At 70.4% G+C, this 25159-nt stretch carries 22 protein-coding genes, 2 tRNA genes and 1 pseudogene; 4 read left to right on the top strand and 21 right to left on the bottom strand.

The features are described 5' to 3' along the window. Positions 1-17: 17 nt before the first annotated feature. Genes ACFW2G_RS05345 through ACFW2G_RS05300 form a run of 10 tightly spaced genes read right to left on the bottom strand, consistent with a single transcriptional unit; the run spans position 18 to position 10698 of the window. Positions 18-1280 carry an ATP-grasp domain-containing protein gene (locus ACFW2G_RS05345; RefSeq protein ID WP_384581019.1) on the bottom strand — a complete coding sequence of 421 codons (1263 nt, stop codon included), beginning with the start codon at positions 1278-1280 and terminating at the stop codon, positions 18-20. 5 nt (positions 1281-1285) lie between these two features. Next, on the bottom strand, positions 1286-1789 hold the full coding sequence (locus ACFW2G_RS05340; RefSeq protein WP_037920470.1) for a YbaK/EbsC family protein: 504 nt from the start codon (positions 1787-1789) through the stop codon (positions 1286-1288). Next, positions 1789-3585, bottom strand: a complete 1797-nt coding sequence (locus ACFW2G_RS05335) for an ABC transporter substrate-binding protein (RefSeq protein ID WP_384581017.1) — start codon at positions 3583-3585, stop codon at positions 1789-1791. The genes ACFW2G_RS05340 and ACFW2G_RS05335 overlap by 1 nt, the downstream gene beginning before the upstream one ends. Next, on the bottom strand, positions 3582-3917 hold the full coding sequence (locus tag ACFW2G_RS05330) for a hypothetical protein (protein ID WP_037920467.1): 336 nt from the start codon (positions 3915-3917) through the stop codon (positions 3582-3584). The genes ACFW2G_RS05335 and ACFW2G_RS05330 overlap by 4 nt, the downstream gene beginning before the upstream one ends. After that, on the bottom strand, positions 3914-4738 hold the full coding sequence (gene ddaH, locus ACFW2G_RS05325; RefSeq protein WP_037920466.1) for a dimethylargininase: 825 nt from the start codon (positions 4736-4738) through the stop codon (positions 3914-3916). The genes ACFW2G_RS05330 and ddaH (ACFW2G_RS05325) overlap by 4 nt, the downstream gene beginning before the upstream one ends. Next, positions 4731-5984: an ATP-grasp domain-containing protein gene (locus tag ACFW2G_RS05320; protein WP_384449128.1), complete on the bottom strand. Its 1254-nt coding sequence runs from the start codon at positions 5982-5984 to the stop codon at positions 4731-4733. The genes ddaH (ACFW2G_RS05325) and ACFW2G_RS05320 overlap by 8 nt, the downstream gene beginning before the upstream one ends. Positions 5985-5998: 14 nt before the next feature. Next, positions 5999-7330 (bottom strand): MFS transporter, encoded by a 1332-nt coding sequence (locus tag ACFW2G_RS05315; RefSeq protein WP_384449125.1) that lies wholly within the window; start codon positions 7328-7330, stop codon positions 5999-6001. A gap of 17 nt (positions 7331-7347) precedes the next feature. Further along, on the bottom strand, positions 7348-8967 hold the full coding sequence (locus ACFW2G_RS05310; RefSeq protein WP_384449122.1) for a class I tRNA ligase family protein: 1620 nt from the start codon (positions 8965-8967) through the stop codon (positions 7348-7350). Further along, positions 8964-9332, bottom strand: coding sequence for a cupin domain-containing protein (locus ACFW2G_RS05305; protein ID WP_037920456.1), 369 nt, complete (start codon positions 9330-9332; stop codon positions 8964-8966). The genes ACFW2G_RS05310 and ACFW2G_RS05305 overlap by 4 nt, the downstream gene beginning before the upstream one ends. Positions 9333-9384: 52 nt before the next feature. Further along, a complete protein-coding gene (locus ACFW2G_RS05300; protein WP_384581015.1) occupies positions 9385-10698 on the bottom strand; it encodes a lysine N(6)-hydroxylase/L-ornithine N(5)-oxygenase family protein in 1314 nt (437 codons plus the stop codon). 336 nt (positions 10699-11034) lie between these two features. Between ACFW2G_RS05300 and ddaH (ACFW2G_RS05295) the strand changes: the two genes are divergently transcribed. Then, positions 11035-11901: a dimethylargininase gene (ddaH, locus tag ACFW2G_RS05295; RefSeq protein ID WP_384581013.1), complete on the top strand. Its 867-nt coding sequence runs from the start codon at positions 11035-11037 to the stop codon at positions 11899-11901. Positions 11902-11988: 87 nt separating this feature from the next. Here the strand turns inward: ddaH (ACFW2G_RS05295) and ACFW2G_RS05290 are convergent. Further along, positions 11989-12135 (bottom strand): annotated as a pseudogene (locus ACFW2G_RS05290) (transcriptional regulator); the annotation flags it as partial. A gap of 49 nt (positions 12136-12184) precedes the next feature. Between ACFW2G_RS05290 and ACFW2G_RS05285 the strand changes: the two are divergent. Beyond that, positions 12185-12334 (top strand): hypothetical protein, encoded by a 150-nt coding sequence (locus tag ACFW2G_RS05285; protein WP_384581011.1) that lies wholly within the window; start codon positions 12185-12187, stop codon positions 12332-12334. Positions 12335-12515: 181 nt separating this feature from the next. On the opposite strand, the gene ACFW2G_RS05280 is transcribed toward ACFW2G_RS05285, so the two are convergent. Then, positions 12516-12588 (bottom strand) — tRNA-Ala (locus tag ACFW2G_RS05280). A 162-nt stretch (positions 12589-12750) separates the two neighbouring features. On the opposite strand from ACFW2G_RS05280, the gene ACFW2G_RS05275 reads away from it, so the two are divergent. Further along, complete coding sequence (locus tag ACFW2G_RS05275; protein ID WP_031156000.1) at positions 12751-13299, top strand: transcriptional regulator; 549 nt, start codon at positions 12751-12753, stop codon at positions 13297-13299. A gap of 61 nt (positions 13300-13360) precedes the next feature. Next, positions 13361-14698, top strand: coding sequence for a serine/threonine-protein kinase (locus ACFW2G_RS05270; RefSeq protein WP_384449114.1), 1338 nt, complete (start codon positions 13361-13363; stop codon positions 14696-14698). Positions 14699-14799: 101 nt separating this feature from the next. Here ACFW2G_RS05270 and ACFW2G_RS05265 read toward each other — a convergent pair whose 3' ends face one another. From ACFW2G_RS05265 to gnd, 9 genes are all read right to left on the bottom strand, one after another. Then, on the bottom strand, positions 14800-16128 hold the full coding sequence (locus ACFW2G_RS05265; RefSeq protein WP_384449111.1) for a hypothetical protein: 1329 nt from the start codon (positions 16126-16128) through the stop codon (positions 14800-14802). A 122-nt stretch (positions 16129-16250) separates the two neighbouring features. Further along, positions 16251-16385, bottom strand: a complete 135-nt coding sequence (locus ACFW2G_RS05260; protein ID WP_208809277.1) for a DLW-39 family protein — start codon at positions 16383-16385, stop codon at positions 16251-16253. Between the two features lie 145 nt (positions 16386-16530). Then, a tRNA-Ile gene (locus tag ACFW2G_RS05255) sits at positions 16531-16604 on the bottom strand. Between the two features lie 117 nt (positions 16605-16721). Next, positions 16722-17372 (bottom strand): DUF3566 domain-containing protein, encoded by a 651-nt coding sequence (locus ACFW2G_RS05250; RefSeq protein ID WP_078556272.1) that lies wholly within the window; start codon positions 17370-17372, stop codon positions 16722-16724. A gap of 3 nt (positions 17373-17375) precedes the next feature. After that, the gene (gene gyrA, locus ACFW2G_RS05245) at positions 17376-19994 is read right to left on the bottom strand and encodes a DNA gyrase subunit A (RefSeq protein WP_037920409.1); all 2619 of its coding nucleotides are present in this window, start codon (positions 19992-19994) and stop codon (positions 17376-17378) included. Positions 19995-20039: 45 nt separating this feature from the next. Further along, complete coding sequence (gene gyrB / locus ACFW2G_RS05240) at positions 20040-22061, bottom strand: DNA topoisomerase (ATP-hydrolyzing) subunit B (RefSeq protein ID WP_037920407.1); 2022 nt, start codon at positions 22059-22061, stop codon at positions 20040-20042. Between the two features lie 305 nt (positions 22062-22366). Next, positions 22367-22900, bottom strand: a complete 534-nt coding sequence (locus ACFW2G_RS05235; RefSeq protein WP_384449105.1) for a DUF721 domain-containing protein — start codon at positions 22898-22900, stop codon at positions 22367-22369. Further along, entirely contained in the window at positions 22897-24060 is a 1164-nt protein-coding gene (gene recF / locus ACFW2G_RS05230; RefSeq protein ID WP_037920404.1) for a DNA replication/repair protein RecF, read from the bottom strand. The genes ACFW2G_RS05235 and recF overlap by 4 nt, the downstream gene beginning before the upstream one ends. A 69-nt stretch (positions 24061-24129) precedes the next feature. Further along, positions 24130-25005 carry a phosphogluconate dehydrogenase (NAD(+)-dependent, decarboxylating) gene (gene gnd, locus ACFW2G_RS05225; RefSeq protein ID WP_037920403.1) on the bottom strand — a complete coding sequence of 292 codons (876 nt, stop codon included), beginning with the start codon at positions 25003-25005 and terminating at the stop codon, positions 24130-24132. Positions 25006-25159 lie beyond the last annotated feature (154 nt).

Here is a 25159-nt window from a genome sequence, read left to right as displayed (position 1 = left end):
GTCCGGTTCCCGACGCGTCAGCTGTCGAGGACGATGGTGGTCAGCGCCTCGGCCTTGGCGAGGGACTCCTCGCAGCTCAGGAAGTCGTCGCCGGCGCAGATCAGGTTGGCGTAGCGGCTGAGGTAGCCGTCCGGCGGCAGCAGCAGCTCCGTGCCGGCGGGCACCATCACGTTGACCTCCAGCAGCCCCGGCACGTCCGTGACGGCGGGTGCGTCGATCGACCGGACCGTGCCGTTCCGTGGCGGGTAGAGGAAGCGGATGCCGACCGTGCGGGACAGCGTCGGCTCCCGTTCCGGCAGGGTGCCCGAGGCGATCTCCGCGGCCAGTTCGCCCGGCTCGACGCCGGTGGCCAGGCTGCCCAGGTAGGGGATCAGGTCGCCGCCGAGGCGGGCGTTCACTTCGATGATCACCGGACCTCGGGTGGTGAGCTTCACCTCCGTGTGTGTGATCCCGTAGCCGATGCCCAGCTCCCGGTGTGCGGCCCGCAGCACGCGCAGCAGCTCCTGGTCGGCGAGCAGCGGGTCGGTGGCGCTGACGGTGTGCCCGGTCTCCTCGAAGTAGGGCGCGAGGCCGACTTCTTTGCGGGCGAGGAAGAGCGGGCTCCAGGCGCCGTCGAAGACCGTGCCGTCGATGCTGATCTCGGGGCCCATGACGCACTCCTCGACCAGCGCCCCGCCCTCGTAGTCGCTGTTCCCGCCGCGGCTGGCGGCGTCCGCGACCTCGAAGGCGGCACGGACCCCCTCGGGGCCGTCGACCTTGATGACGCCGATGCTGGCGCCCATGCCGCGGGGCTTCAGGACGACCGGGTAGCCGAAGGCGTCGGCCGTCGCGAGCGCCTCGTCCGCTCCCGTCACGTAGGCGAAGTGCGGCTGGGGCAGCCCGGCGGCGGTCAGCAGCTGCCGGGTGTTGTGCTTGTTGCGGCAGTTGTCCGCCCCCCGGAAGGTCAGTCCGGGCAGGCCGAGCCGCTCGGCTATGAGGGCCGTGGTCACGACGAGCGTCTCGTCGTAGCTGAACACGCCGACCACGCGGTGCTCGGCGGCGACCGCTTCGGCAGCCTTGATCAGGCCTTCCGTGTCGGGCACGAGGCGTTGCGGGTCGAGCAGCTCCACGGTGGTGGAGCCCAGTACGTGGTCGCGCTGCCAGGTCGGTTCGGCCGCGTCCAGGATCCAGATCGGGCGCCGGCGGGCCGCGCCCGCGAGCAGGTACTCGCGGTAGGCGCGCTGTCCGCTGCCGACCAGGATCACCACGCCGTCATCGGTCGTGTGGGCGTCATCGGTCATGTTCGTCACCTCGCGGAGTTGGTCAGGACCCGGTCCCCGGCCGTCGCGATCGCGGCCAGCACGGGCTTGGCGATGGCGAGGTAGTCGGAGGTGGACAGGGCCACGGAGCGGTCCAGGCGGGCCGCGTTGAAGTAGATCTCTTCGGTGAGTGCCAGGCCCTCGTCCACGACGAGGTGGAGGTCGGGGTGGAAACTGAGCGGCATCACGGTGCCGCAGACGCTGCCGGCCAGCCGTTCGGCGATCTCCGGGGTGGCGAAGGCGGTGCGGCCTCCGCCGAACAGCGCGGCGACCGCGGCCAGGTCGACCTGGCGGTCTCCGGGGACCACCGCGAGCACGTACTTGCCGACCCGCTTGGTGATGCTGACGCGGACGATGATGCACTTGGCGGCCTGCTCCAGCGGGTGCCCGCGCAGCACGCTGGCGAGGTCCGTGCGGCCCTCGGCCGGGTGGTCGATCAGGCGGTAGCGGGCCTGGTGCAGGTCGAGCAGGTCGAGCAGCGTCCGGTACATCAGTGGGCCTCCGCCTCTTCCGCGGCCGTGCCGGCGTAGTGCCAGTCCTCGGGGTTGATCAGTCCGAAGGGGTTGATCGGGGCGACGCCCTGGAGGCCCTTGGCGACCTCCAGCAGGCGGAAGGGGAAGTTGGGCATCCAGATCACCGGAACCTGCTGTGCGATGTAGTCCTGGTAGGCGTACAGGTCCTCCAGGTCGTCGCTGACCACGGTCCGGGCGATCAGCTCGTCCGCCTTCGGGTCGCTGTAGCTGCCGAAGTTGACGGAGGATCCGCTGGAGTAGAGGGCCTCACCGGTGGGGTAGAAGCCCGGGCCGTAGCCCCAGCCGCCGTTCCAGTCGCTGAACTCCCACAGGCACGGGCTGTCGGGACCGGGGGTGCAGGTGGTGTCCTCCAGGACCAGGACGCTCGCCTCGACCTCGGTCAGCACGATCTCGATGCCGGCCCGTGCGGCGTCGGCGGCGAACTTTCGCATGACCTCGGTGAGGGTCTCGTGCCCCGCGGCGTAGCGCATCGAGAACCGCAGCGGAGTGCCGGCCGGGATGCCTTCGCCCGCCTCACCGGGGCCGGTGCCCTCACGGACGCAGACGCCCGGCGTGGAACTGATGTCCCACCCGTTCCCGGTCAGGAAGGTCCGGGCCGCCTCGACGTCGAAGGGGTACGGGTCGTCGTGCGCGGCGGGGGAGAGCAGCGGGCTGTCGGGCAGCGCCGGGATGGGCCCGGTGGTCGGGTAGCCGTAGCCCTTGTAGACGTCGCGGATGGCGCCCCGGGAGTCGAGGCAGGACTGCAGTGCCTGGCGGAAGTAGAGCTGCTTGAAGATTTTTCCGGCAACGGTGGGGTTGTTGAAGTTGATCGGGAAGTAATGGATTTTGTAGGTGAGCTGGGGGACGAGGTCGTAGTGCTCGCCGAGCGGGTTCGGCCCGCCGGCCAGCAGGTCCTCGGCCGGCTCCGTGACCTCGTCGAAGGGCAGGAATCCGACCTGTACGCCGTCGACCGCCTCGGGTCCGCGGCGCAGCATCTCGTACTGCTCGGTGTCCGAGCCGGTGGGAATCAGCCGGAACTCGTCCAGGTAGGGCTTGTTGGGGCCGCTGTAGCTCTCGTTGGGCGTCAGGACCGCTTCGCCCGACACCCCGTCGATGGTGTAACGCGTCAGCTTCCAGGGGCCGTTGACCACACCCCAGACGGGGCTGGTGTCCCAGCTCTTGCGCTCGTCGTTGCAGGCCCTCAGGTAGGCGTAGACCGCCGAGGCCTGGGACGGGTCGTGGGTGGCGTCGGCCGGCCGGTCGTCGCCGGTGCGGTCCCACGCCCTGGGCAGCGGGGTGATGGTGCTGAACTGGTTCATCAGGACCCAGTTGTGCGAGTAGGCGCGGTCGAAGGTGAAGCTCACCTTGTCCTCGGCGACCTTCTGGTAGCCGGTCAGGTTGTCCGGGAAGAAGCCCGGCGTGTATCCGCCGAAGCTGTCCTTCTCAGCCTCCAGCAGGTGCATCCACAGCATCACGTTGTCGGCGTTGACGGTCTCGCCGTTCGACCACCGGTAGGGCTTGACGGTGATGGTCGCCGTGCGGCCGTCCTCGCTCCACACCGGGGGCTCGGCGAGGCTGCGCTCGTAGTCGACCGTCGGCTGGCCGCCGGAGCCGTACCAGTAGAGCGGGCGGTACATCAGTGTCTGGAACTCGTGCAGGTTGGCCACCCCGTAGTACTCGCCGGGGGTGAAGGGGAAGATGAAGACCGGGCTGAATCCGCTGGTGCAGGCCCAGGTCACGCTCCCCCCGCGGAGCGGGGTCGTGGGCGGGGTCATGTCCGTACTTCCTCCAATGCGGATTCACCGCTGTCCGAGTGGGCCCCGTAGCGCTCCCAGCGCTCGTTGAGCCGGATCCGTCCGTCGTCGAGGAACTCGGGGGTGCTCCAGCACCTGCCCGCGATCACTTCACCGCTCGCGAGGACCATCGTGTAGGCGAATTCGAGGTTGCCGTCGGGCTCCACGCGCCCGTTGAGCGAACCGCGGCGGACGGGCCCCCCGTCGAAGTCGGCCCAGAGCAGGTCCCCTTCCTGGCGGTAGTGGCCGACGGGGGCGTCCTCGTCCTTCGGGTATCCGGTGTTGCGGAAACTCCTGCCGTCGTAGTCGATCACGTGGCCCGTATCTCCTGACTGCAGCACTTGACCGCGCCGCCGGCCTTCAGCAGCTCCGACATGTCCACGCCGTGGGGCTCGAATCCGCGGGCCCTCAGCTCATCGATCAGGCCGGTCGCGGTCTCCGTCAGGACCACGTTCAGTCCGTCGCTCACCGCGTTGAGGCCGAAGGCCTCGGCATCCTCCCGGGTCGCGAGGATCGCGTCCGGGTACAGCTCCCGCAGCACGGCCCGGCTCTCGTCGGAGAAGGCGGCGGGGTAGTACATCACCAGGTCGTCGTCGAGGACGCACAGCGCGGTGTCCAGGTGGTAGAAGCGGGGGTCGGTCAGGGCCAGGCCGACCACGGGCAGGCCGAAGAACGCGCGGAGCTCCTCGAACGCGCCGGGGTCGCTGCGGAATCCCGCGCCGGCCAGGATCCGCCGGCCGGCCGGGGCGAAGTCGCCCTCGCCCTCGTTGACGCGGTCCGGGACCTTGATGTCGGTGTAGCCGTGTTCCTCGAACCAGGCCCGGTAGGCGTCGGCCTCGGCCGCCCGTTCCTGGTGGCGGAACTTCGCGATCAGGACCTTCCCGTCGACCACGGTGGCGCCGTTGGCCGAGAACACCATGTCCGGCAGGCCGGGCACCGGGTCGATGTACGAGACCTCGTGGCCCAGGCCGAGGAACAGGTCCCGGACCCGCTCCCACTGGGCCAGAGCCAGAGCCGCGTCCATCGGCTTGTCCGGGTTCATCCACGGGTTGATCGCGTAGCTCACCTCGAAGTGGGTGGGCCGGCACATCAGGTAGTGGCGCCTGGTGGCGGTGCGCCGGACGGTCTCAGCCATGCTCGGGCCTCATCTCGGTACGGATGCGGCCGGCCGCGACGTGTGCGGCGGTCAGCGCCTCGGTCAAGGAGGTGCCGGTGGCCCCGATGAAGCCGAGGATGTTGTTGCCCGCGGGCGGCCGCTTGATGACGCTGCCCGGGGTGGCGGTGATCTTGAGGAAGAACAGCGCCGGGTCCTCGGCCACCTCGCTCGGCACGTCGATCGACTCGACCGTGCCGGCGCCGCTGATCAGGCACATCGCGGCGGTGTGCACCTCGGTCGGCGCGTAGTGGGAGACGTCGGGCCGGATGCCGCGGGCCACGTCCGACACGCATTGGATGGGGTCGTGGCCGGCGCTGATGCGGGCCATGTGGTCGAGCCCGCCGCCTCCGGGGCGGATCGCGATCTCCAGGATGAAGGGCCTGCCCTGGTGGAAGCGCACCTCGGCGTGGAGCACCGACCGGCGCAGTCCCTGCGCGTGGGCCGCGTCCCGGACCACCTCGTGGACGGCGGCGACCTGCTCCGGGGTCAGCGAACTCGGCGCGTGGTGGACGTCGTCGTCGAAGGTTCCGCTCTCGACGGTGATCCGGTCCACGATGGAGCCGAGGTACACCTCCTCGTCCCAGGCCAGCGCCTCGATGAGGTGCTCGTGCCCGTCGAGGTAGCCCTCGACGATGATCCCGTGCGGACCGAGGTCCAGGCCGTCGGCCTCCATCAGCGCCCAGGTCATGGTCTCGATGCCCGAGGTGGCGTCCGCGAAGCGGGCGCGCATCTCCTCGGGGTCGTCGACCTTGAAGACGAAGTTGCTGGCGGCGCCGAGGGTCGGCTTGAGGATCAGCGGGTAGCCGAGCTCCTCGCCGGCGGCCAGGGCCGCCTCGACGTCGGGGGCGTAGCGGAACCCGGGATGCGCCGCGCTGCCGCGCTCGTGCGCCTGGCGCATGAGCAGCTTGTTGCGGCTGGTGCGGGCGGCCTCGAAGCCGATGCTCGGCAGTCCGAGCGCCTCGGCGACGACCGCCACCGTGACGACCCCGGACTCGGAGAAGGTCAGGACCCCCTCGAAGTCCTCCTCCGCGTGCCAGGCCTTGGCGGCCGTGACGATGTCCTCGATGTGCTTGGATCCGGCGATCCGGTAGCGGTCCGCGTCCCAGAAGTCCTCGGTTCCGATGCCGTTCAGTACGAAGACCTGGGCGCCGCGTTCCTCAATCTGCTGGTAGCGGGAGACGTAGTAGGTGGCGTTCTGGCTGGCCTCGATGGCGAGCAGCTTCATGTCCGGTCCTCCTCTCAGACCCTGGCCGGGACGGACTCGCGGGCCTCGGCCCCGGCCGTGACGGGCTCGGCGGCCTCGGCGGCCGCGACGGGCTCGGACTCTTCGGCGGCCTCGGCGGCCTTGGCGGCGGCCTCAGCGGCGGCGACCTCACGGTCGTGCTTGCGCAGCGACAGGATGGTGAGCGAGGCGATGACGACGACCAGGACGGAGAGGGCGTAGAAGCCGTTCTTGACGTTGGTGGAGTCGACGAGCAGGGAGATCAGGACGACGGCGGCGGTGCCGGCCGCGAGGCCGAAGGCGTTGGTGGCGCCGAAGACGAAGCCCGTCTTCTCCTCGGGGGCCGCGCTCATGAGGGCGGTGCGGGCGGAGATGCGCGCCACGCAGAAGGCGATGGCGGCGAAGGGGATGACGGCCATCATCGCGTAGAGGTGCAGGGACTCCAGCGACAGCAGCACCGCGAAGGCGAGGTAGCCGATCAGGGCCGTCTTCAGCACGGTGGCCCTGGAGCTGATCTTCTTGAAGGCCCAGGCCGCGAAGAGCGCACCGATGCCGAACAGGGCGTCGACGATGCCGAGGTAGCCGGCGTTGGACTTGAAGCCGTCGATGACCAGGACCAGCATGATGCTGTTGCCGACGATGATGACGATGTTGCCGATGATGTAGAGCAGCGCCAGACGGGCCAGCGGCGGGCGGGTGGCGGAGGCGGCGACCGTCGCGGCGGCGGCCTTGGCGGCGGCCTCGGTGGCACGGGTGGCCTCGCCCGCCGGACGGCGGCCGATGAAGAACAGCAGGGCGGCCGAGACCAGGAAGGTGATCGCGTTGAAGTAGAAGAGCGACGTGGTGCCGACCCAGACGATCACCCAGCCGCCGAGGGCCGCGGAAGCGAGCGTGCCGGCCTGGATGGCGATCTCGGAGTTGCCGTTGAACTGGGCGAGCCGGGACTCCGGGATGCGCTCCTTGATCAGCGCGTTGCTGGCCGGGAAGAAGAGGGCCGCGGAGATCGACAGGATGAAGCTGGCGACGTAGCTGACCGTCGAGGGGTTCCCGCCGAGGGCCAGCCAGACGGGCAGGCCGATCGCGGCGGCCGCGCTGGCCAGGTCCGAGATCATCGCCAGGGTGCGGCGGTCGAAGCGGTCGGCGAGCTTGCCGAAGAACAGGGACAGCGCCACCTGCGGAATGGTGACGGCGATCATCAGCCAGCTCACCGCGAGCATGGTGTTGGCTTCGGTGAACACCAGGTAGGAAGCGGCGGTGAGCTGGATGCCGTTGCCCAGGTTGGTGATGAACGTCGCGGGGATGAGCAGTCGTTCTGCCCGATTGGGTCGGGGCGGGGCGATCGTGGACACGGGTGCTCCTCGGGAGGTCAGGCTCGGACGTCGACCGGCACGGGCAGGGGCTCGAAGGCCCCCACGACGGTGGACAGGAGGGGGAGTCGCAGGGGCGCGACGGTGGTGGCCGCGGTCGTGCCGGCCGGGAGGGTCAGATCGGCGCCGGCCTGCTCGGCACGGGCCGCGAGGTCGACGAGCAGCGGGGCGGCGCACGCGATGAGGGTCCGGACGGCCAGCACCAGGTCGCCCAGGTCGGTGGGTACGTCCACCGCGACGCGGTCGGCCTGCTTCAGCAGCCGGTCCAGGTGGACGACCAGGAGGTCGGCGGCCCGGTGGAGGCTGAAGCTCTCCAGCTCGTAGTGGGAACGGAAGCGCTCGACGACGATGGCGGCGTGCTCGGCGCCGGTCTCGGACAGCGGCAGCACCGCGTCGGCCGGTGTTCCGGCCAGCATTTCCTCCAGGCGGCCTGCGAGCCGGTTCCACGGCTCGACCAGGCGGTCGGCCGACAGCTGTTCCAGCGCCTCGCGGCTGAAGTTCGTGCGGGAGTGCTCCGGAGCGGTCAGCGCCAGGTAGAAGCGGACCAGGTCCCGCGGTACCTCGGCCACCAGGTCGGCGGCCCACACCACGTGGCCCTTGCTCGTGGAGAACTTCTGGTTCTCCAGCTCGTAGAACTCGTTGGAGATGATCGCGTGCGGCTCGACGTACCGGTCGCCGTGCGCCATCAGCAGCGCGAGGTGCGTCATCCCCCAGAAGTAGACGTTGTCGAATCCGAGGAAGTAGACGAGCTCGATGCCGTGCTCGGCGAGCCAGTGCTCGTCGTAGCGGTCGGCGTGCTCACCGAGCTGCTCGGCGGCCCACCAGGTGCAGTACATCGAGGCGGCCATGCCCTCGGCCCAGGCGTTGAGGACCTGGTCCGGGGTCTCGGTGAAGGGGGCCGGGATGCCCCAGCCGGTCGGGTAGGTGATCGGGAAGTCCGGCAGGGGCCGGTCCAGGGCCTCCCGGATGAGCTGCGCGGTGTGCGGGCGCAGCATGTCGCGGTGGCGGACGTAGTAGTCGGCGAGCCGGTCGCGGTACTCCTCCATCGGCAGCACCAGGATCTGCGCCTCGCGGTGCGTGACGACGGCGTCCGGGTCGACGGTGGAGCGCGGGCGCAGCAGCTCGTCGAAGTTGTTGGGATGGCCGCAGGACTCGCAGAGTCCGCCGCGGCTCTCCACCAGGCAGACCGGGCAGTCGCCGGCGACGAGGCCCTCCATGAGGTACTCGCCCGTCGCCTCGACGTAGGGCAGCCGCACCGTCTTCAGCCGGAACGCACCGTCGGTGTGGAGGTCGGTGACGAAGTCGACGACGGTCTGTCGGTAGCCCTTGTCGAAGGGCGCGAAGCCGTCCACGGAGATCCCGGCCGCCTCCAGGGTGGCGCGGATCTGCGTCGCCGAGCGCAGCGCCAGCTCCTCCGGGGTCAGACCGGCGCGCGCGGCGCTGGAGACCACGTAGGTCTGGCTGTCGTCGGTGCCGCTGGTGAAGACCACCGGACGGCCGGACGCGCGCAGGTAGCGCGCGTACACATCGCCGGCGATGTACGGGCCCGCCAGGTGCCCGGTGTGCAGGTCCCCGTTGGGGGTCGGTGGGGGCGCGATGATGACCGTACGGGGTGTCATGCCGGGGCTCCTTCGTGGCGTGCTGCGAACCGCTGTGTCATGTCGAGGTCCCACCAGACCGAATACATTTCGAAGTCCGCGTCCGACTCGTTGATCACCCGGTGTGCGGTGCCGGGGGTGAAGTGGACGATGTCCCCCTTCACGAAGGGCTTGCGGACGCCCTCCGACTCCAGGACGGCGGAGCCGGCGACGGCGATGAAGATCTCGTACTCGTGGTGGGCGTGGGCCGTCGAGGCGGTTCCGGGGCGGATCACGCACCAGGAGCCTTCGAAGGGGGCGTTGAGTTCGGGCCAGGGCAGCAGGCGCTGGGCGTCCAGACCGTTCTCGTGCGTCAGTGCTTCGCGGTCGAGTTGCTTGGTGAGCATGTGGTTCGGTCTCTCCTCGTCATGCGGTGTGGCTCGTGGGGGCGTGCGGTGCTCAGACCGCGCCGGCGAGGGCGAGCTCCCGCGCCTCGGCCGTGAACTCCGCCGACCGGGAACGGCGGTGGGCGAGGATGTCCTGGGTGATCTCGGCGGAGCGTCCCGCGAGCACGCTGAGCAGCGAGTCGGCGATGCCGTGGGTGGCCTCGTTGACGCCCTGCAGGTAGACGGCGGCGGTCGCCGGGCGGCCGAGGTCGAGCCGGTAGTTGCGGCTGACGTTGATCTCGTCGAGCCCGATCGCCGCGGCGAGGGCCTTGACCGCCCACGGCATCGCGCGGACGAAGCCGGTGCCCAGCAGCACCAGGTCGGTGCGCATCTCCCGCTCGGTGCCCGACTTGCGGTCGACGAGGGTCAGGACGACCTCCTCGCCGTCCATCCGCGCGGCGGCCACGTCGGTCATCGGCTGCATGCCCAGGCGCTCCTCGCCGCTGCGGCGGTCCTGGTAGAACTGCCGGTAGAGGCCGTCGAGGGTGGCCGGGGCCAGGCCGCCGTAGTTGGAGCGGTACATCTCGGCGAGCAGTTGCTGACGGGCCTCGGGCGAGGACTCGTAGAACTCGTCGATGAAGGACGAGTAGTACAGCTCGTTGGTGAACTTGCTGCTCTCGTACCCGTTCAGGCCGATGGAGCGCATGATCATCGTGGGCTTGCACTCGGGCAGGTCCCGCAGGGCTGCGCCGAACAGCTCGGCCGCGCTCTGCGCACCGCCGACGACGGCGACCCGGTGCGGCAGGTCCTTGCGCACCTCGCCGATCCGCTGGCTGTACTGCGTGCTGTGGATGACCCGGTCGGCCGGCAGGCCGGCGAACACCTCGGGGACGTGGGCGTCGCGGCCCGCGCCGATGACCAGGTAGCGGCAGCTGATGGTGTCGCCGTCGGCCAGCGTCACCACCCAGCCGGAAACCTCCCCGTCCGTTCCGGTGACCGGCTCGACGGACGTGCATTCACGGCCGTATTCGACCTTCACCGTGTCGAGTTCGTCCGCCACCCATTGCAGGTACTCGGATATCTCACTGCGATAGGGCACGAAGCTGGCGAGATTGACGAAGGCGTCCAGGCGCTCCTGCGCGTGGAGGAAGTTGACGAAGGAGAAACGACTGGTCGGATTGCGCAGGGTGACCAGGTCCTTGAGGAAGGAGACCTGGCTGAGGGCATCGGGCAGGAGCATGCCGCGCTGCCACACGATGTCGCGCTCGCGCTCGATGAGCAGGGTGTCGCCGGCCAGCTCGGGAGCGAGCTCCTCGACGGCGATCGCCAGCGCCAGGTTCGCCGGACCTGCACCGACTGCGAGCAGTTCGACGTTGCGATGCGCCATGGAAGTACCTCCAGATGGAACAGGTGGACAGGTTGGTACGGTCAGGCAGGAGGCCTCGGGCCGTTGTGCGGCTCCGTTCCCCGCCTTGCGAAACCGGTTGATGACCTCATTCCACGGCGCCGTGCGATTGCCCGGAACACATCACGGGCACGGACAATCAACTCGGGTGCGGACCTGGTGAGGGGCGTTGATTGGCCGGTGTCCTCCGAGCCTTCCGGTCAATGCGGAGGCGTTTTTCCATGGGACGGAGCGATCAGCCGCTTCAGACGTATCCGGCCGGCCGACCATCCCTCGGCCGCCGGGCTTCCATCACCACCCCATGAGAAGGAGCCCTCCGTGCCGCTCACCGAGGCCATCACCCCCGCCGGCGCCCCGCACCTTTCCGGGTCCACCGCCCGTGTCGCCACGCGCCGCCGCCTGCTGATGTGCCGGCCCCGGCACTACGACGTCACGTACTCGATCAACCCGTGGATGAACCCGCAGCACGCCACGGACAACGCGCTGGCCGTGAGCCAGTGGGAGGGCCTGCGCGACCTGTACCTCGAACTCGGCCACATGGTGGAGGAGATAGAGCCGCTGGAGGGCATGCCCGACATGGTGTTCGCGGCCAACGGCGCCACCGTCGTGGACGGCAAGGTCTACGGCGCCCGCTTCCGCCACGCGGAGCGCACGGCGGAGGGTCCGGCGTACCTGCGGTGGCTGGAGGGCCGCGGCTACACGGACACGCTGTGGCCGGAGTACGTCAACGAGGGCGAGGGCGACATCCTCACCGTCGGCCGGCGCCTGCTGGCCGGTACGGGCTTCCGCACCGACCCGCGCTCGCACGCGGAGGCCCAGGAGTTCTTCGGGCTGCCCGTCACCTCGCTGACCCTGGTCAACCCGGACTACTACCACCTCGACACGGCGCTGTCCGTGCTGTCGGACGACGAGGTGATGTACTACCCGGCGGCCTTCTCCCAGGGCAGCCAGGCCGTGCTGCGCACGATGTTCCCCGACGCGATCCTGGCCTCCGCCGAGGACGCGGCCGTCTTCGGCCTCAACGCCTTCTCCGACGGCCGCAACGTGCTCCTTCCCGCCGCGGCCACCGGCCTGCACGCGAAGCTGAGGGCGCGGGGCTTCGAGCCGATCGGCGTCGAGCTGTCCGAACTCCTCAAGGCCGGCGGCAGCGTGAAGTGCTGCACCCTGGAACTGCGCGACCGCTGATCCCCGCACGGCACGGCGAAGACCCCTTCCGGCCCCCCTCCCACGGGCCGGAAGGGGTCTCTCGTCGTACGGGGCCCCGCGCGCCGGTCAGAGGTTGGTGCGGATCAGCGCCAGCAGGCCGGGGAAGCGCTCCTCCAGGTCCTCCCGGCGCAGGGTGGCGGCCCGGCTGTTGCCGCGGTCCACCTGCCGCACCAGTCCGGCCTCGCGCAGGATCCGGAAGTGGTGGGTGATCGTCTCGACCGTCTTCGACGGCCCCGCCCGCGCCACCGAGATGTCCGGCGCCGTGGACACCGAGGCGTTCGGCCGCTTCCTGGCCCAGTCCTACGACTCCGCCTTCCACACCGTGCTCTGGGGCCTCGCCGTGGTCTGCGTCGCCCTCTGCGCCGTGGTCGCCGCCCTGCTGCGCGGCGGATCCGCCGAGCGCACGGCCTGACGGCCGGCCCGGCGGGCCCGTGAGCCCGCGGCCAAACCGTCGCCGCCCCCCGTCGACTTGGGGACGGGCGCCCTGCACACACCCCCAGGCATATAGATGCATATACCATACAGATGGTCGCCCCGAGGGCGCGCAAAATGCCCCCCGACCTGCGTTTCCGCAGGTCGGGGGGCATGTGGTGTGGAGCCTAGGAGATTCGAACTCCTGACATCTGCCTTGCAAAGGCAGCGCTCTACCAACTGAGCTAAGGCCCCGTGGAACTGGACGCACCTGTCCCGTGCGAGGGATGCGGTCGTTCCGCAGAACAGAGTACCGGGTTTACCCCCTCATCTCGCAAAATGATAGGGACTCCCGCCTCACGACCACTCTCCGTAAGATGCTCGCGAGGTTCGCACCAGCGAAGGGGAGTAGTAAGAGTGGACGCAGTACAGCAAGAGGCCACGGCCAGAGCCAGAGAGCTCCAGCGCAGCTGGTACGGAGAGCCGCTGGGAGCGCTCTTCCGCAGGCTCATAGACGACCTCGGCCTGAACCAGGCCCGCCTGGCTGCCGTACTCGGCCTGTCGGCGCCCATGCTCTCCCAACTGATGAGCGGCCAGCGCGCCAAGATCGGCAACCCAGCGGTGGTCCAGCGCGTCCAGGCCCTCCAGGATCTGGCCGGACAGGTGGCCGACGGCAGCGTCAGCGCCGCCGAGGCGGCCGACCGCATGGACGAGATCAAGAAGACCCAGGGGGGATCCGTCCTCAGCAGCAGCGGCCAGACCACCACCGGGTCCGGCGCGCCCACCGTCAAGCGTGTGGTCCGCGAGATCCAGTCGCTGCTGCGCTCGGTCTCCGCGGCCGGCGACATCATCGACGCGGCCAACAGCCTCGCCCCCAGCCACCCGGAACTGGCAGAGTTCCTCCGGGTGTACGGAGCCGGCCGCACCGCGGACGCGGTCGCGCACTACGAGGCACACCAGAACTGACGCGCACGGGGGCGGACGACAGGTGACGGGGGACAAGGCGTGACGGGGGACGGGCGCAGCGATGGGTGAGGTCTTCGCCGGCCGGTACGAGCTGATCGATCCGATCGGGCGCGGCGGCGCGGGTGCCGTGTGGCGGGCCTGGGACCACCGCCGTCGCCGGTACGTCGCGGCGAAGGTGCTTCTGCAGAGCGACGCCCACACGCTCCTGCGGTTCGTACGGGAGCAGGCGCTGCGGATCGACCACCCGCACGTACTGGCACCGGCCAGCTGGGCGGCCGACGACGACAAGGTCCTCTTCACCATGGACCTGGTCGGCGGCGGCTCCCTCGGCCATGTGATCGGGGACTACGGTCCCCTCCCGCCCCGCTTCGTGTGCACGCTGCTCGACCAGCTCCTGTCGGGCCTGGCGGCGGTGCACGCGGAAGGCGTCGTGCACCGGGACATCAAACCGGCCAACATCCTGATGGAGGCGACCGGCAGCGGGCGGCCGCACCTGCGGCTGTCCGACTTCGGCATCTCCATGCGCAAGGGCGAGCCCCGGCTGACCGAGACCGACTACGTGGTCGGCACGCCGGGCTATTTCGCGCCCGAGCAACTCATGGGCGCCGAGCCCGACTTCGCCGCGGACCTCTTCGCCGTCGGGCTGGTCGCGCTGTACCTCCTCAAGGGCAGCAAGCCCGACTCCCAGGCCCTGGTGGACCACTTCCGCGCGCACGGGACCCCGGACGCCCCGCAGGGCGTCCCCGGCCCGCTCTGGGAGGTCGTCGCGAACCTCCTGCAACCCGACCCCCAGAACCGCTTCCGGACGGCCACAGGGGCGCGCAAGGCCCTTGCCGGGGCCGTTGAACTCCTGCCCGCGCCCGCCCCCGGCGAGGAACCGGTGGAGGTGTTCGACCAACTCGGTCCGCTCCCAACCGGATTCGGCCCCGACGGCCCGACGGGCACGGCCCGCTCGGAGCCCGCTTCCGCTCCGTCCGCTCCGTCCACGGCCTCCGCGCCGTCCGCTTCCGGAGCGGCTTCCGGCGCGGGCCCTCAGCCGCCCACCGCGGCGCCGGGCGGCTCGGCCGCCACCTGGGCGGCGGAGCCCACCCGTACCGACCCCCGCGGCGCTTCCGCCACGGCGCACCCGGTCCCTCGGCAGGCCGCGGCCCCGGTCCCTCCGCCCGCATACGGGCCGCCCGCCTACGGCCCTTCGGAGACGGGCAGCTTCCACCTGCCCCCGCCGACCGCGCCGGGGACCTCGGGGGCACCCACCACGGTGGCCCCGGCCTCCCCGGCCGGCGCGCCGGCCGGCAGGCGCGGTGGTATCGCCCCGCCTCCGCCGAAGGCGGTGGCGTCGCTGCTCGCCGCGGCGCTGGTGTGCTTCGCGGTCGGCGTCTGGGCCCTCACGCAGATGTAGTCCCTGCCCGCCGGGCGCCTCCGGGGACGGCGCGCGCCCCCGCCCCTACGGCCCCGCAGGACCCCACTGCACCGGACGACGCGGCACCGGACGACGCGGGTTCAGCCGGCCCGACCCGGAAGGGACGGGCCCGCGCCGCGGTCCCGCCGGCCGAGCAGGACCCAGCCGCCCAGCACCGCCAGCAGCAGGGCCCCGGTACCGAAGCCTGCGCCCGCCACGACGCGCATCAACGAGCGGGTCCCGGCAGCCTCGGCGGCCTCCGGGGCGGTGAGCCCCTCCCGTGCCGCCGTCCGGTCATCGGCCCCGACCGCGAATCCGCCCGACGCCGGATCCTCCTTGTACGCGGGCCCCTTGGCCGCGGTACCGGTGACCTCCAGCCGCAGCGTCAGCGGGACCGGTACCGCGTCCTCGGTGAAATCGGCGACCTTCGCGCCCATCGTCACAGCGACGTAGTACCAGCCTGCGACGCTCACGGGCCGCACCCCGCGGTCGCCGGAGAAGCGGTTTCCGTAGTCGACCGGAGCGGTCTTCTCCAGGGTGAGCCCGGCCTGCACGCCGTCGTAGGACACGTCCTTGCCCGAGACCGGGCCCCGGAACGGGCTGTAGAGCCTGACGCTCAGTCCGCCCGACGCGGAGGTGTAGTCCTTCGTCTTCTTCGCGGCGGAGAGCTCCGCCCCCAGGCCGAGCCGCTGCCCCCAGTCCAAGGGGACGCGGTACCAGCGGGTTTGCCCGGGTCGCATCTCGTCGCGCCACACGCCGGCGCCCAGGGCGCGCGCGTCGTTGAAGCTGGTACCGCCGGCCCGACCGACCGCCTCGGTGCCGGGCAGCGACGGGGCTCCCGTGGGCCAGCCGCTGGGCGCGGTGGTGGGGGCGCCGGGCCCGCGGCCCGGTTCGCGCTGGACCTTGAGTTCGATCGGCCAGGGGCTCTGGTCGGATCCCTTGGCCGAAGTCCGGGTGACCTTCGCGTAGTAGACGCCGGCGGGCGCGCAGTCGCCGTCCTCGGAGCCCCGGCGGACCCCCGCGGCGGCGAGGGGCACGGCGTCGTAGCCGAAGGTCGCCCGCCCCATGCTCGCCGGGCAGGAGCGCCCGGCGGTGGTCATGAGTTCCACCGCGACGCCGTCGCTGCCGGAGACCTTGGCGCCCGCCGGGGGTCGGAGCACGGCGGAGACGTAGGCGTCGGAGCCGTCCTGCTCCAGGACGAGCCGGTAGAGGCGGTCCCCGGGCCCGATGGTGTCCTCGTAGGTGTTTCCGGCCTCGATGAGCGGGGCGTCCGCCGTGGAGGGCGTGCCCTCGATCGTCCTGGCGCCGTCGGCGGCACGGTAGGTGGGCGGCGGCTGGGGCGCGCTCTCCCCGGCGTACGCGGCGGCGGGAACACCGGCCAGCGCCGTGCCGAGGGCCGCCGCCCACACTGTCGTCCGTACCCGACCCATCACACCCACCCCGTTTTTGCTACCGCAAGCCAAATCTTTGCAGAACGTAAGATTTCGTCACAGAGCAGCACAAAGCCCCGGCCGCAGCGGCAGCCGGGGCTTCATGAACTCGGCCTTCGGTCTCACACACCGGAACCAGAGGGCACGGAGTCGGTTGCCTCCGTCCACAGGTCCTGCTCGGCGCGGTCCGCCTGGATCTGGCGGTACACGAGGAGCCCGCCGATGGCGGCCAGTGCGACCAGGAGCAGCTTCTTCACCGCGCGACCTCGTCTTTCGTTGACGTAGGGGACTTCTGGCGCCCAACAATACACACCGACCGATACCGATCGGTGACCTGGCGGCTCACCAACTGGCCCAACGAAGAAGACCCCCAGGCCTTTGGCCTGGGGGTCTTCAACACTGTGGGGCTAACAGGATTTGAACCTGTGGCCTCATCCTTATCAGGGATGCGCTCTAACCAACTGAGCTATAGCCCCTCCGCGCTGCGCGCTGACTCCTGAAGATTAGCGCACAGACCCGGTCAGGCCAAAATCGGTTACCGGCGGGCGTCTGCGCAGGTCATCCGACCCGTCACCGGCGCTTCCCCGGAAGGCCTACTCGTCCTCGGCGAGGGTCAGCTCGACGCCGCCGACGAATCCCGCCGACAGGTTGTAGATGAACGCGCCCAGCGTCGCCAGCGCCGTCGCCAGCACCACGTCGATCACCGCGATCACCGACGTGAAGATCAGCACGCGCGGCAGCGACATGAACGCCTGCAGGTCGAAGCCGTTGCCCTCGTTCGAGCCGGTCGCCTCGCTGATCGTGCCGCCGACGGTCGAGAAGACGCCCATCGCGTCCATGACCATCCACAGCACCGCCGCCGCCACGACCGTGCAGATGCCCAGCGCGATCGACAGCAGGAAGCTGACCTTCATCACCGACCACGGGTCCGCCTTGGCCACCCGCAGCCGCGCCTTGCGCGTCCTGGGGGCCGTACGGACCTGCGTACGCGGCTTGCGCTGGGTGGCGGCCGCGCCGCCGGCGCGCGGCGCGCCGGGGCCCGCGGGCGCCGAGTAGGCCTGCGGCGGCTGATACGGCTGCGCAGGCCCGTCCTGCTCCGCCCCGGCGGCGGGCTTGGCCTCGGCCTCGTCCGGCGCCTGCGGTCCTCGGGTGTCCGTCACGGTTCCCCCCTGGGAGTCCGCGGCGGGGCCACGGGCACCGTTCGCTCCAGTTCTGGCCGGTCCGGCGCCCGTGGCTCCACTCACGACTTACTCCTCGTGCTCCCCGGCCGAAGGCTGCGTGCCCTCGGCGGCCTCGGCGGCCGGTGCGTCGGCCCCCTCGGTCTCGTTCTCGTCGACCTCGACCTCGTCAGCTTCCTGACCGGCCTCGGCGTTGCGGGCGATACCGACCACGGCATCGCGCTTGCCCAGGTTGATCAGCTGGACGCCCATGGTGTCACGGCCGGTCTCCCTGACTTCATTGACGCGCGTACGAATCACACCACCGCTGAGCGTGATGGCGAGAATCTCGTCCGATTCGTCCACCACGAGCGCCCCGACGAGCGACCCGCGGTCCTCCACGATCTTCGCTGCCTTGATGCCCAGACCGCCACGGCCCTGGACGCGGTACTCGTCGACCGCCGTCCGCTTGGCGTAGCCGCCGTCGGTCGCGGTGAAGACGAACGTACCGGGCCGGACCACGCTCATGGAGAGCAGTTCGTCGCCTTCCCGGAAGCTCATGCCCTTCACGCCCGAGGTCGCGCGGCCCATCGGACGCAGCGCGTCGTCGGTCGCGGTGAAGCGGATGGACTGCGCCTTCTTGCTGATCAGCAGCAGGTCGTCCTCGGAGGACACCAGCTCGGCACCGATCAGCTCGTCGGCGGTGCCGTCTGCGCCGTCGGCACCCGTCTCGCGGAGGTTGATGGCGATGACGCCACCCGAGCGGGGCGAGTCGTAGTCCTTGAGGGCCGTCTTCTTCACCAGGCCGCCCTTGGTGGCCAGGATCAGGTAGGGCGCCGCCTCGTAGTCGCGGATCGCGAGGATCTGCGCGATCTTCTCGTCCGGCTGGAAGGCCAGCAGGTTCGCCACGTGCTGCCCGCGCGCGTCGCGGCCGGCGTCCGGCAGCTCGTACGCCTTGGACCGGTAGACCCGGCCCTTGTTCGTGAAGAACAGCAGCCAGTGGTGGGTGGTGGAGACGAAGAAGTGGTCGACCAGGTCGTCCTGCTTCAGCTTCGTACCGCGCACGCCCTTGCCGCCGCGCTTCTGCGAGCGGTAGTCCTCGGTCTTGGTGCGCTTGACGTAGCCGCCGTGCGTGATGGTGACGACGATGTCCTCTTCGGCGATCAGGTCCTCGATGGACATGTCACCGTCGAAGGGGACCAGCTTGGAGCGCCGGTCGTCGCCGAACTTCTCGACGAGCGCCGCCAGTTCCTCGCTCACGATGGAGCGCTGGCGGTCCTCGGAGGCCAGGATCGCGTTGTACTCGTTGATCCGGGCCTGCAGCTCGTCGTGCTCGGCGACGATCTTCTGCCGCTCCAGCGCGGCGAGGCGGCGCAGCTGCATCTCCAGGATCGCGTTCGCCTGGATCTCGTCGATCTCCAGCAGGCCCATCAGGCCCTCGCGCGCGATCTCGACCGTGTTGCTGCGCCGGATCAGCGCGATGACCTCGTCGATCGCGTCCAGCGCCTTGAGCAGGCCGCGCAGGATGTGGGCGCGCTCCTCCGCCTTGCGCAGGCGGAAACGCGTGCGCCGGACGATGACCTCGATCTGGTGCGTCACCCAGTGGCGGATGAAGGCGTCGATCGACAGCGTGCGCGGCACACCGTCCACCAGCGCCAGCATGTTCGCGCCGAAGTTCGTCTGCAGATCGGTGTGCTTGTAGAGGTTGTTCAGCACGACCTTGGCGACGGCGTCGCGCTTGAGCACGATCACCAGGCGCTGGCCCGTGCGCGAGGAGGTCTCGTCGCGGACGTCGGCGATGCCGCCGATCTTGCCGTCCTTGACCAGGTCGGCGATCTTCTGCGCGAGGTTGTCGGGGTTGGTCTGGTACGGGAGCTCCGTGACCACCAGGCACTGGCGGTTCTGGATCTCCTCGACCTCGACCACCGCGCGCATCGTGATGGAGCCGCGGCCGGTCCGGTAGGCCTCCTCGATGCCCTTGCGGCCCACGACGAGCGCGCCGGTCGGGAAGTCGGGGCCCTTGATCCGCTCGATGAGCGCGTCCTGGAGCTCCTCGTGCGAGGCGTTCGGGTGCTCCAGCGCCCACTGGGCACCGGCCGCGACCTCGCGCAGGTTGTGCGGCGGGATGTTGGTGGCCATTCCGACCGCGATGCCGGCGCTGCCGTTGACCAGCAGGTTCGGGAAGCGGGCCGGGAGGACGGTCGGCTCCTGGTTGCGGCCGTCGTAGTTGTCCTGGAAGTCGACGGTCTCCTCGTCGATGTCCCGGAGCATCTCCATGGCCAGCGGCATGAGCTTGCACTCGGTGTAGCGCATGGCGGCCGCCGGGTCGTTGCCCGGCGAGCCGAAGTTGCCGTTGGAGTCCACCAGCGGCATGCGCATCGACCACGGCTGGGCCAGGCGGACCAGGGCGTCGTAGATGGAACTGTCACCGTGCGGGTGGTAGGTGCCCATGACGTCGCCGACGACGCGGGCGCACTTGTAGAAGCCCTTCTCGGGCCGGTAGCCGCCGTCGTACATCGCGTACAGCACACGACGGTGGACGGGCTTGAGGCCGTCCCGTACGTCGGGCAGCGCACGCGAGACGATGACGGACATCGCGTAGTCGAGGTAGGAGCGCTGCATCTCCGTCTCGAGCCCGACGGGCTCGATGCGCAGCTGCGGCTCCTCGTCCGCGGGATTCTCTGCGGTGGGGGTGGTCTCGTCGGCCATTGCTGGTCAGAAATCCTTTCAGGCGGCGGTCAGCGTCGGGCCGACTCAGATGTCGAGGAAGCGGACGTCCTTGGCGTTGCGCTGGATGAACGAGCGCCGGGCCTCGACGTCCTCACCCATCAGCACCGAGAACAGATCGTCGGCCTGCGCCGCGTCGTCGAGGGTGACCTGGCCGAGCACGCGGTGGTCCACGTCCATGGTGGTGACGCGCAGTTCCTCGGCGTTCATCTCGCCCAGACCCTTGAAGCGCTGGATCGAGTCTTCCTTGATCCGCTTGCCGTTCTGCTTGCCGAGTTCCACGAGGGCGTCGCGCTCGCGGTCCGAGTACGCGTACTCGAAGTCGTCACGGCCCCACTTGATCTTGTAGAGCGGCGGACGCGACAGGTACACGTGGCCGGCCTCGACCAGCGGGCGCATGAAGCGGAAGAGGAAGGTCAGCAGCAGGGTGTTGATGTGCTGGCCGTCGACGTCGGCGTCCGCCATCAAGATGATCTTGTGATAGCGGAGCTTCTCGATGTCGAAGTCCTCGTGGACGCCGGTGCCGAAGGCGCTGATCAGCGCCTGGACCTCGGTGTTCTGGAGGATCTTGTCGATGCGCGCCTTCTCGACGTTCAGGATCTTGCCGCGGATAGGCAGGATGGCCTGGTACATCGGGTTGCGGCCGGACTTGGCCGAGCCGCCGGCGGAGTCGCCCTCGACGATGAAGATCTCGCACTTGGTCGGGTCGTTCGACTGGCAGTCGGACAGCTTGCCCGGCAGCGAGGCGCTCTCCAGCAGGCCCTTGCGGCGCGTCAGGTCGCGGGCCTTGCGGGCCGCGACGCGCGCCGTGGCCGCCTGGATCGCCTTGCGGACGATGTCCGCGGCCTCGACCGGGTTCCGGTCGAACCAGTCGTTCAGGTGCTCGTGGACCACCTTCTGCACGAAGGTCTTGGCCTCCGTGTTGCCCAGCTTGGTCTTCGTCTGACCCTCGAACTGCGGCTCGCCCAGCTTGACCGAGATGATCGCCGTCAGACCCTCGCGGATGTCCTCGCCGGCGAGGTTGTCGTCCTTCTCGCGGAGCAGCTTCTTGTCCCGCGCGTAGCGGTTGACCAGACCGGTCAGCGCCGCGCGGAAGCCCTCCTCGTGGGTGCCGCCCTCGTGCGTGTGGATCGTGTTCGCGAAGGAGTAGACGCCCTCGGTGTACTGCGAGTTCCACTGCATCGCGATCTCGACCGAGAGCATGCGCTCCTTGTCCTCGGCCTCGACGTCGATGACGGTCGGGTGGATCAGCTCGCCCTTGCGCGAGTTCAGGTACTTCACGAAGTCGACGATGCCGCCCTCGTAGTAGTACTTCACCGTGCGCGCCTGGGGCTCGGCCGTGTCCGCGTCCGGGTCGTCCGCGCCCGCCGTGGCCTTCGCCGACTCGCGCTCGTCCGTCAGCGTCAGGGTCAGGCCCTTGTTGAGGAAGGCCATCTCCTGGAAGCGCCGCGACAGCGTCTCGAAGGAGTACTCGGTCGTCTCGAAGATGTCGCCGTCGGCCCAGAAGGTGACCGAGGTGCCGGTCCTGTCCGTCTCCTCGTTCTTGGCCAGCGGGGCCGTCGGCACGCCCAGCTTGTAGTCCTGGGTCCAGCGGTGCCCGTCCGTCTTGACCTCGACCGCGACCTTGGTCGACAGGGCGTTCACGACGGAAACACCGACACCGTGCAGACCGCCGGAGACGGCGTAGCCGCCGCCACCGAACTTGCCGCCCGCGTGCAGCACGGTCAGGACGACCTCGACGGCCGGCTTGCCCTCGGACGGAACGATGCCGACCGGGATGCCGCGCCCGTTGTCGACGACGCGCACCCCACCGTCGGCGAGGATCGTCACGTCGATGGTGTCCGCGTGCCCGGCCAGCGCCTCGTCGACCGAGTTGTCGACGACCTCGTAGACGAGGTGGTGAAGACCACGCTCACCCGTCGAGCCGATGTACATACCCGGCCGCTTGCGGACCGCGTCCAGGCCCTCGAGGACCTGGATCGCATTGGCGTCGTAATTCTTCTCGTTGGAGTCGCCGGAATCGGCCACGAAGCGCCCTTTCTGGCACAGCGCAGCCCGTACTCCGGACCAGCAAGTGCGCCGGCGGGAGCGGCCGCGTCGATCTGCGTTGTCTGCGTAATCCCGCGAACGGGCGGGATTTGCTCCAGTCTACCGGCACCACGGACATGAATGGGGGTTTGCCGGTACCTGAGTCCGCATGTGCCGCCCTGAACCTCCACTCTCCGACTCCCCACATCCGGGCAGGGGCTCTAAGTGGCTCACGCGGGCCTCCAGCGCTTCGGGCTGTCAACCTCCGGCTACCGTGAGGGACGCCACCCGCCGAGGCGGCCGCGAAGGCCGCCCGTGGACGCTACTCACCCGTAGGTGTCGCCCGGTCCGGTGCTCCCGGGAGCCCGCCAGGGCCCGTACCCCTTCGGACGTCCACCCGGGCCCTGCACCTTGATCAGGCGGACCGTGCCCTGCCCCAGATCCGCGTTCAGCCGCGCCACCAGCTGCGGGGCCAACAGCTTCAGCTGCGCCGCCCACGCCGAGGAGTCGCACCTCACGACCAGCTCACGGTTCTCGTACCGCTGTGGTTCACAGTGCGCCGCGATCTCGGGGCCGACGATCTCCGGCCAGCGCTCCATCACGCCCGCCACCGCCATCGGCATCTCCCAGCCGCGCTCGGTGCGCAGCCGGTCCAGCGCGGCCATCAGCGGCATCGGGTCGCGGCCGTCCGCACGGGCGCCCGACCTCAGCCCGGGCTGCTGGTGCTTGCGGCCGATCGCCGCGTTGCCCCGGGCCCGCGCCTGCTCCCGCGCCGCGGCGAGGGCCTGGCGGGCCAGATCCACCCCGGAGGCCTCCGGAGCCCTGCGCCGCTGCTGCGGGTCCTTGCCTTGCTCGTTCACAACCGGGTCACCTCGCCGCCGGACACCCCGAACCGTGCCCCCACCAGCACCCCCGGGACGTCGTCGTCCACGGCCGCCGTCACGAGCACCTGCTCGCCCGGCGCCACCAGCTCCGCCAGCCGCTCCCGGCGGCGGGCGTCCAGTTCCGCGAAGACGTCGTCCAGGATCAGCACCGGCTCACTGCCCTCGGAGCGCAGCAGCTCGTAGGAGGCCAGCCGCAGCGCCAGCGCGTACGACCAGGACTCGCCGTGGCTGGCGTAGCCCTTGGCGGGCAGCTCCCCCAGCCGCAGAACCACGTCGTCGCGGTGCGGGCCGACCAGGGTCACCCCGCGCTCGATCTCCTGCTTGCGCGCCTCGCCGAGCGCGGCCAGCAGCACCTCGTAGAGGGCCTCGCGGGTGCGTGCCGCGCCGCCGTCCACCGGCTCGCCGGCCGAGCACTTGTACGCCAGCCCCAGCGGGCCGCCGCCGGGTGCGAGCTGCTCGTAGGCCTTGTCCGCCAGCGGCAGCAGCGTCCCGACCAGCTCCAGGCGCTGCGCGAGCAGCTCGGCGCCGGCGCGCGCGAGGTGCTGGTCCCACACGTCGAGCGTGGACAGGTCCGCCCCCGAACCCCGTCCGGAGGATGCCCCCTGGCGGCCGCCGTGCCGGCGGGCCATCGCCGCGGACTTCAGCAGGGTGTTGCGCTGCTTGAGGACGCGCTCGTAGTCGGAGCGGACCCCGGCCATCCGCGGGGAGCGCGCGGTGACCAGCTCGTCCAGGAACCTCCGCCGCTCGCCCGGGTCGCCCTTGACCAGGGCCAGGTCCTCCGGCGCGAACAGCACCGTCCGCACGATCCCCAGCACGTCCCGCGGCCTGACCTGGGAGGACCGGTTGATGCGGGCCCGGTTGGCGCGGCCGGGGTTCAGCTCCAGCTCGACCAGCTGCTGGCGCTCGCCCTGGGTGACGGCCGCGCGGACGACCGCCCGGTCCGCGCCCATGCGGACGAGGGGCGCGTCCGAGGAGACGCGGTGGCTGCCCAAAGTCGCGAGGTAGCCGACCGCCTCGACGAGGTTGGTCTTGCCCTGGCCGTTGGGGCCCACGAAAGCGGTGACGCCCGGGTCGAGGGGAACCTCGGCCCGGGCGTACGAGCGGAAGTCGGCCAATGAGAGATGCGAAACATGCATACGGCGCCGACCTCCCCCGGCTTCCCTACTGCTCTTCGTGGTGCTGTGCTGCTGCCCGGCCGCGGGCGGCTAGGCCTTCTCGACCGCGTGCCCGCCGAACTGGTTGCGCAGGGCGGCGATCATCTTCATCTGCGGGGAGTCCTCCTGGCGCGAGGCGAACCGGGCGAACAGCGACGCGGTGATCGCGGGCAGCGGCACGGCGTTGTCGATCGCCGCCTCCACCGTCCAGCGTCCCTCACCGGAGTCCTGCGCGAAGCCCTTCAGCCGCTCCAGGTGCTCGTCCTCGTCGAGGGCGTTCACGGCCAGGTCCAGCAGCCAGGAACGGATGACCGTGCCCTCCTGCCAGGAGCGGAAGACCTCGCGGACGTCGGTGACCGAGTCCACCTTCTCCAGGAGCTCCCAGCCCTCGGCGTAGGCCTGCATCATGGCGTACTCGATGCCGTTGTGAACCATCTTCGCGAAGTGGCCCGCACCGACCTTGCCGGCGTGCACCGCGCCGAAGTCGCCCTCGGGCTTGAGGGCGTCGAAGACCGGCTGGACGCGTGCGACGTGGTCCTTGGCGCCGCCGTACATCAGCGCGTAGCCGTTCTCCAGCCCCCACACGCCGCCGGAGACACCGCAGTCGACGAAGCCGATGCCCTTGGCCGCCAGCTCCTCGGCGTGCTTCTCGTCGTCCGTCCAGCGGGAGTTGCCGCCGTCGACGACGACGTCGCCGATCGAGAGCAGCTCGCCCAGCTCGTCGATGGTGGACTGCGTCGCCGCGCCGGCGGGGACCATGACCCACACGACGCGGGGGGCCTGCAGGCTGTCCACGAGTTCCCGGAGGCTGTGGACATCCGCGAGGTCCGGGTTGCGGTCGTATCCGATGACGGTGTGGCCTGCGCGGCGGATGCGCTCGCGCATGTTGCCGCCCATCTTGCCGAGACCGACGAGACCAAGCTCCATCAGGTGGTTCCTTAAGCGTTGTGGCCGTCTTTGCCGGGGCTGCCCCGGCCGTGTCCTCGCAGGACGCGCAGGGGTCGCCCACCGGATCCGAGCCTACGCCGGGCCGCGTCGGCCGGCCCCGCGGGCGCTCCATGGCGACCGGTCCGGCTTTCCG

This window comes from Streptomyces sp. NPDC058880 (genome assembly GCF_042742535.1).
Lineage (GTDB): Bacteria > Actinomycetota > Actinomycetes > Streptomycetales > Streptomycetaceae > Streptomyces.
The sequence above is the reverse complement of the archived record's forward strand: the minus strand, read 5'-3'. Positions and strand labels throughout refer to the sequence as shown.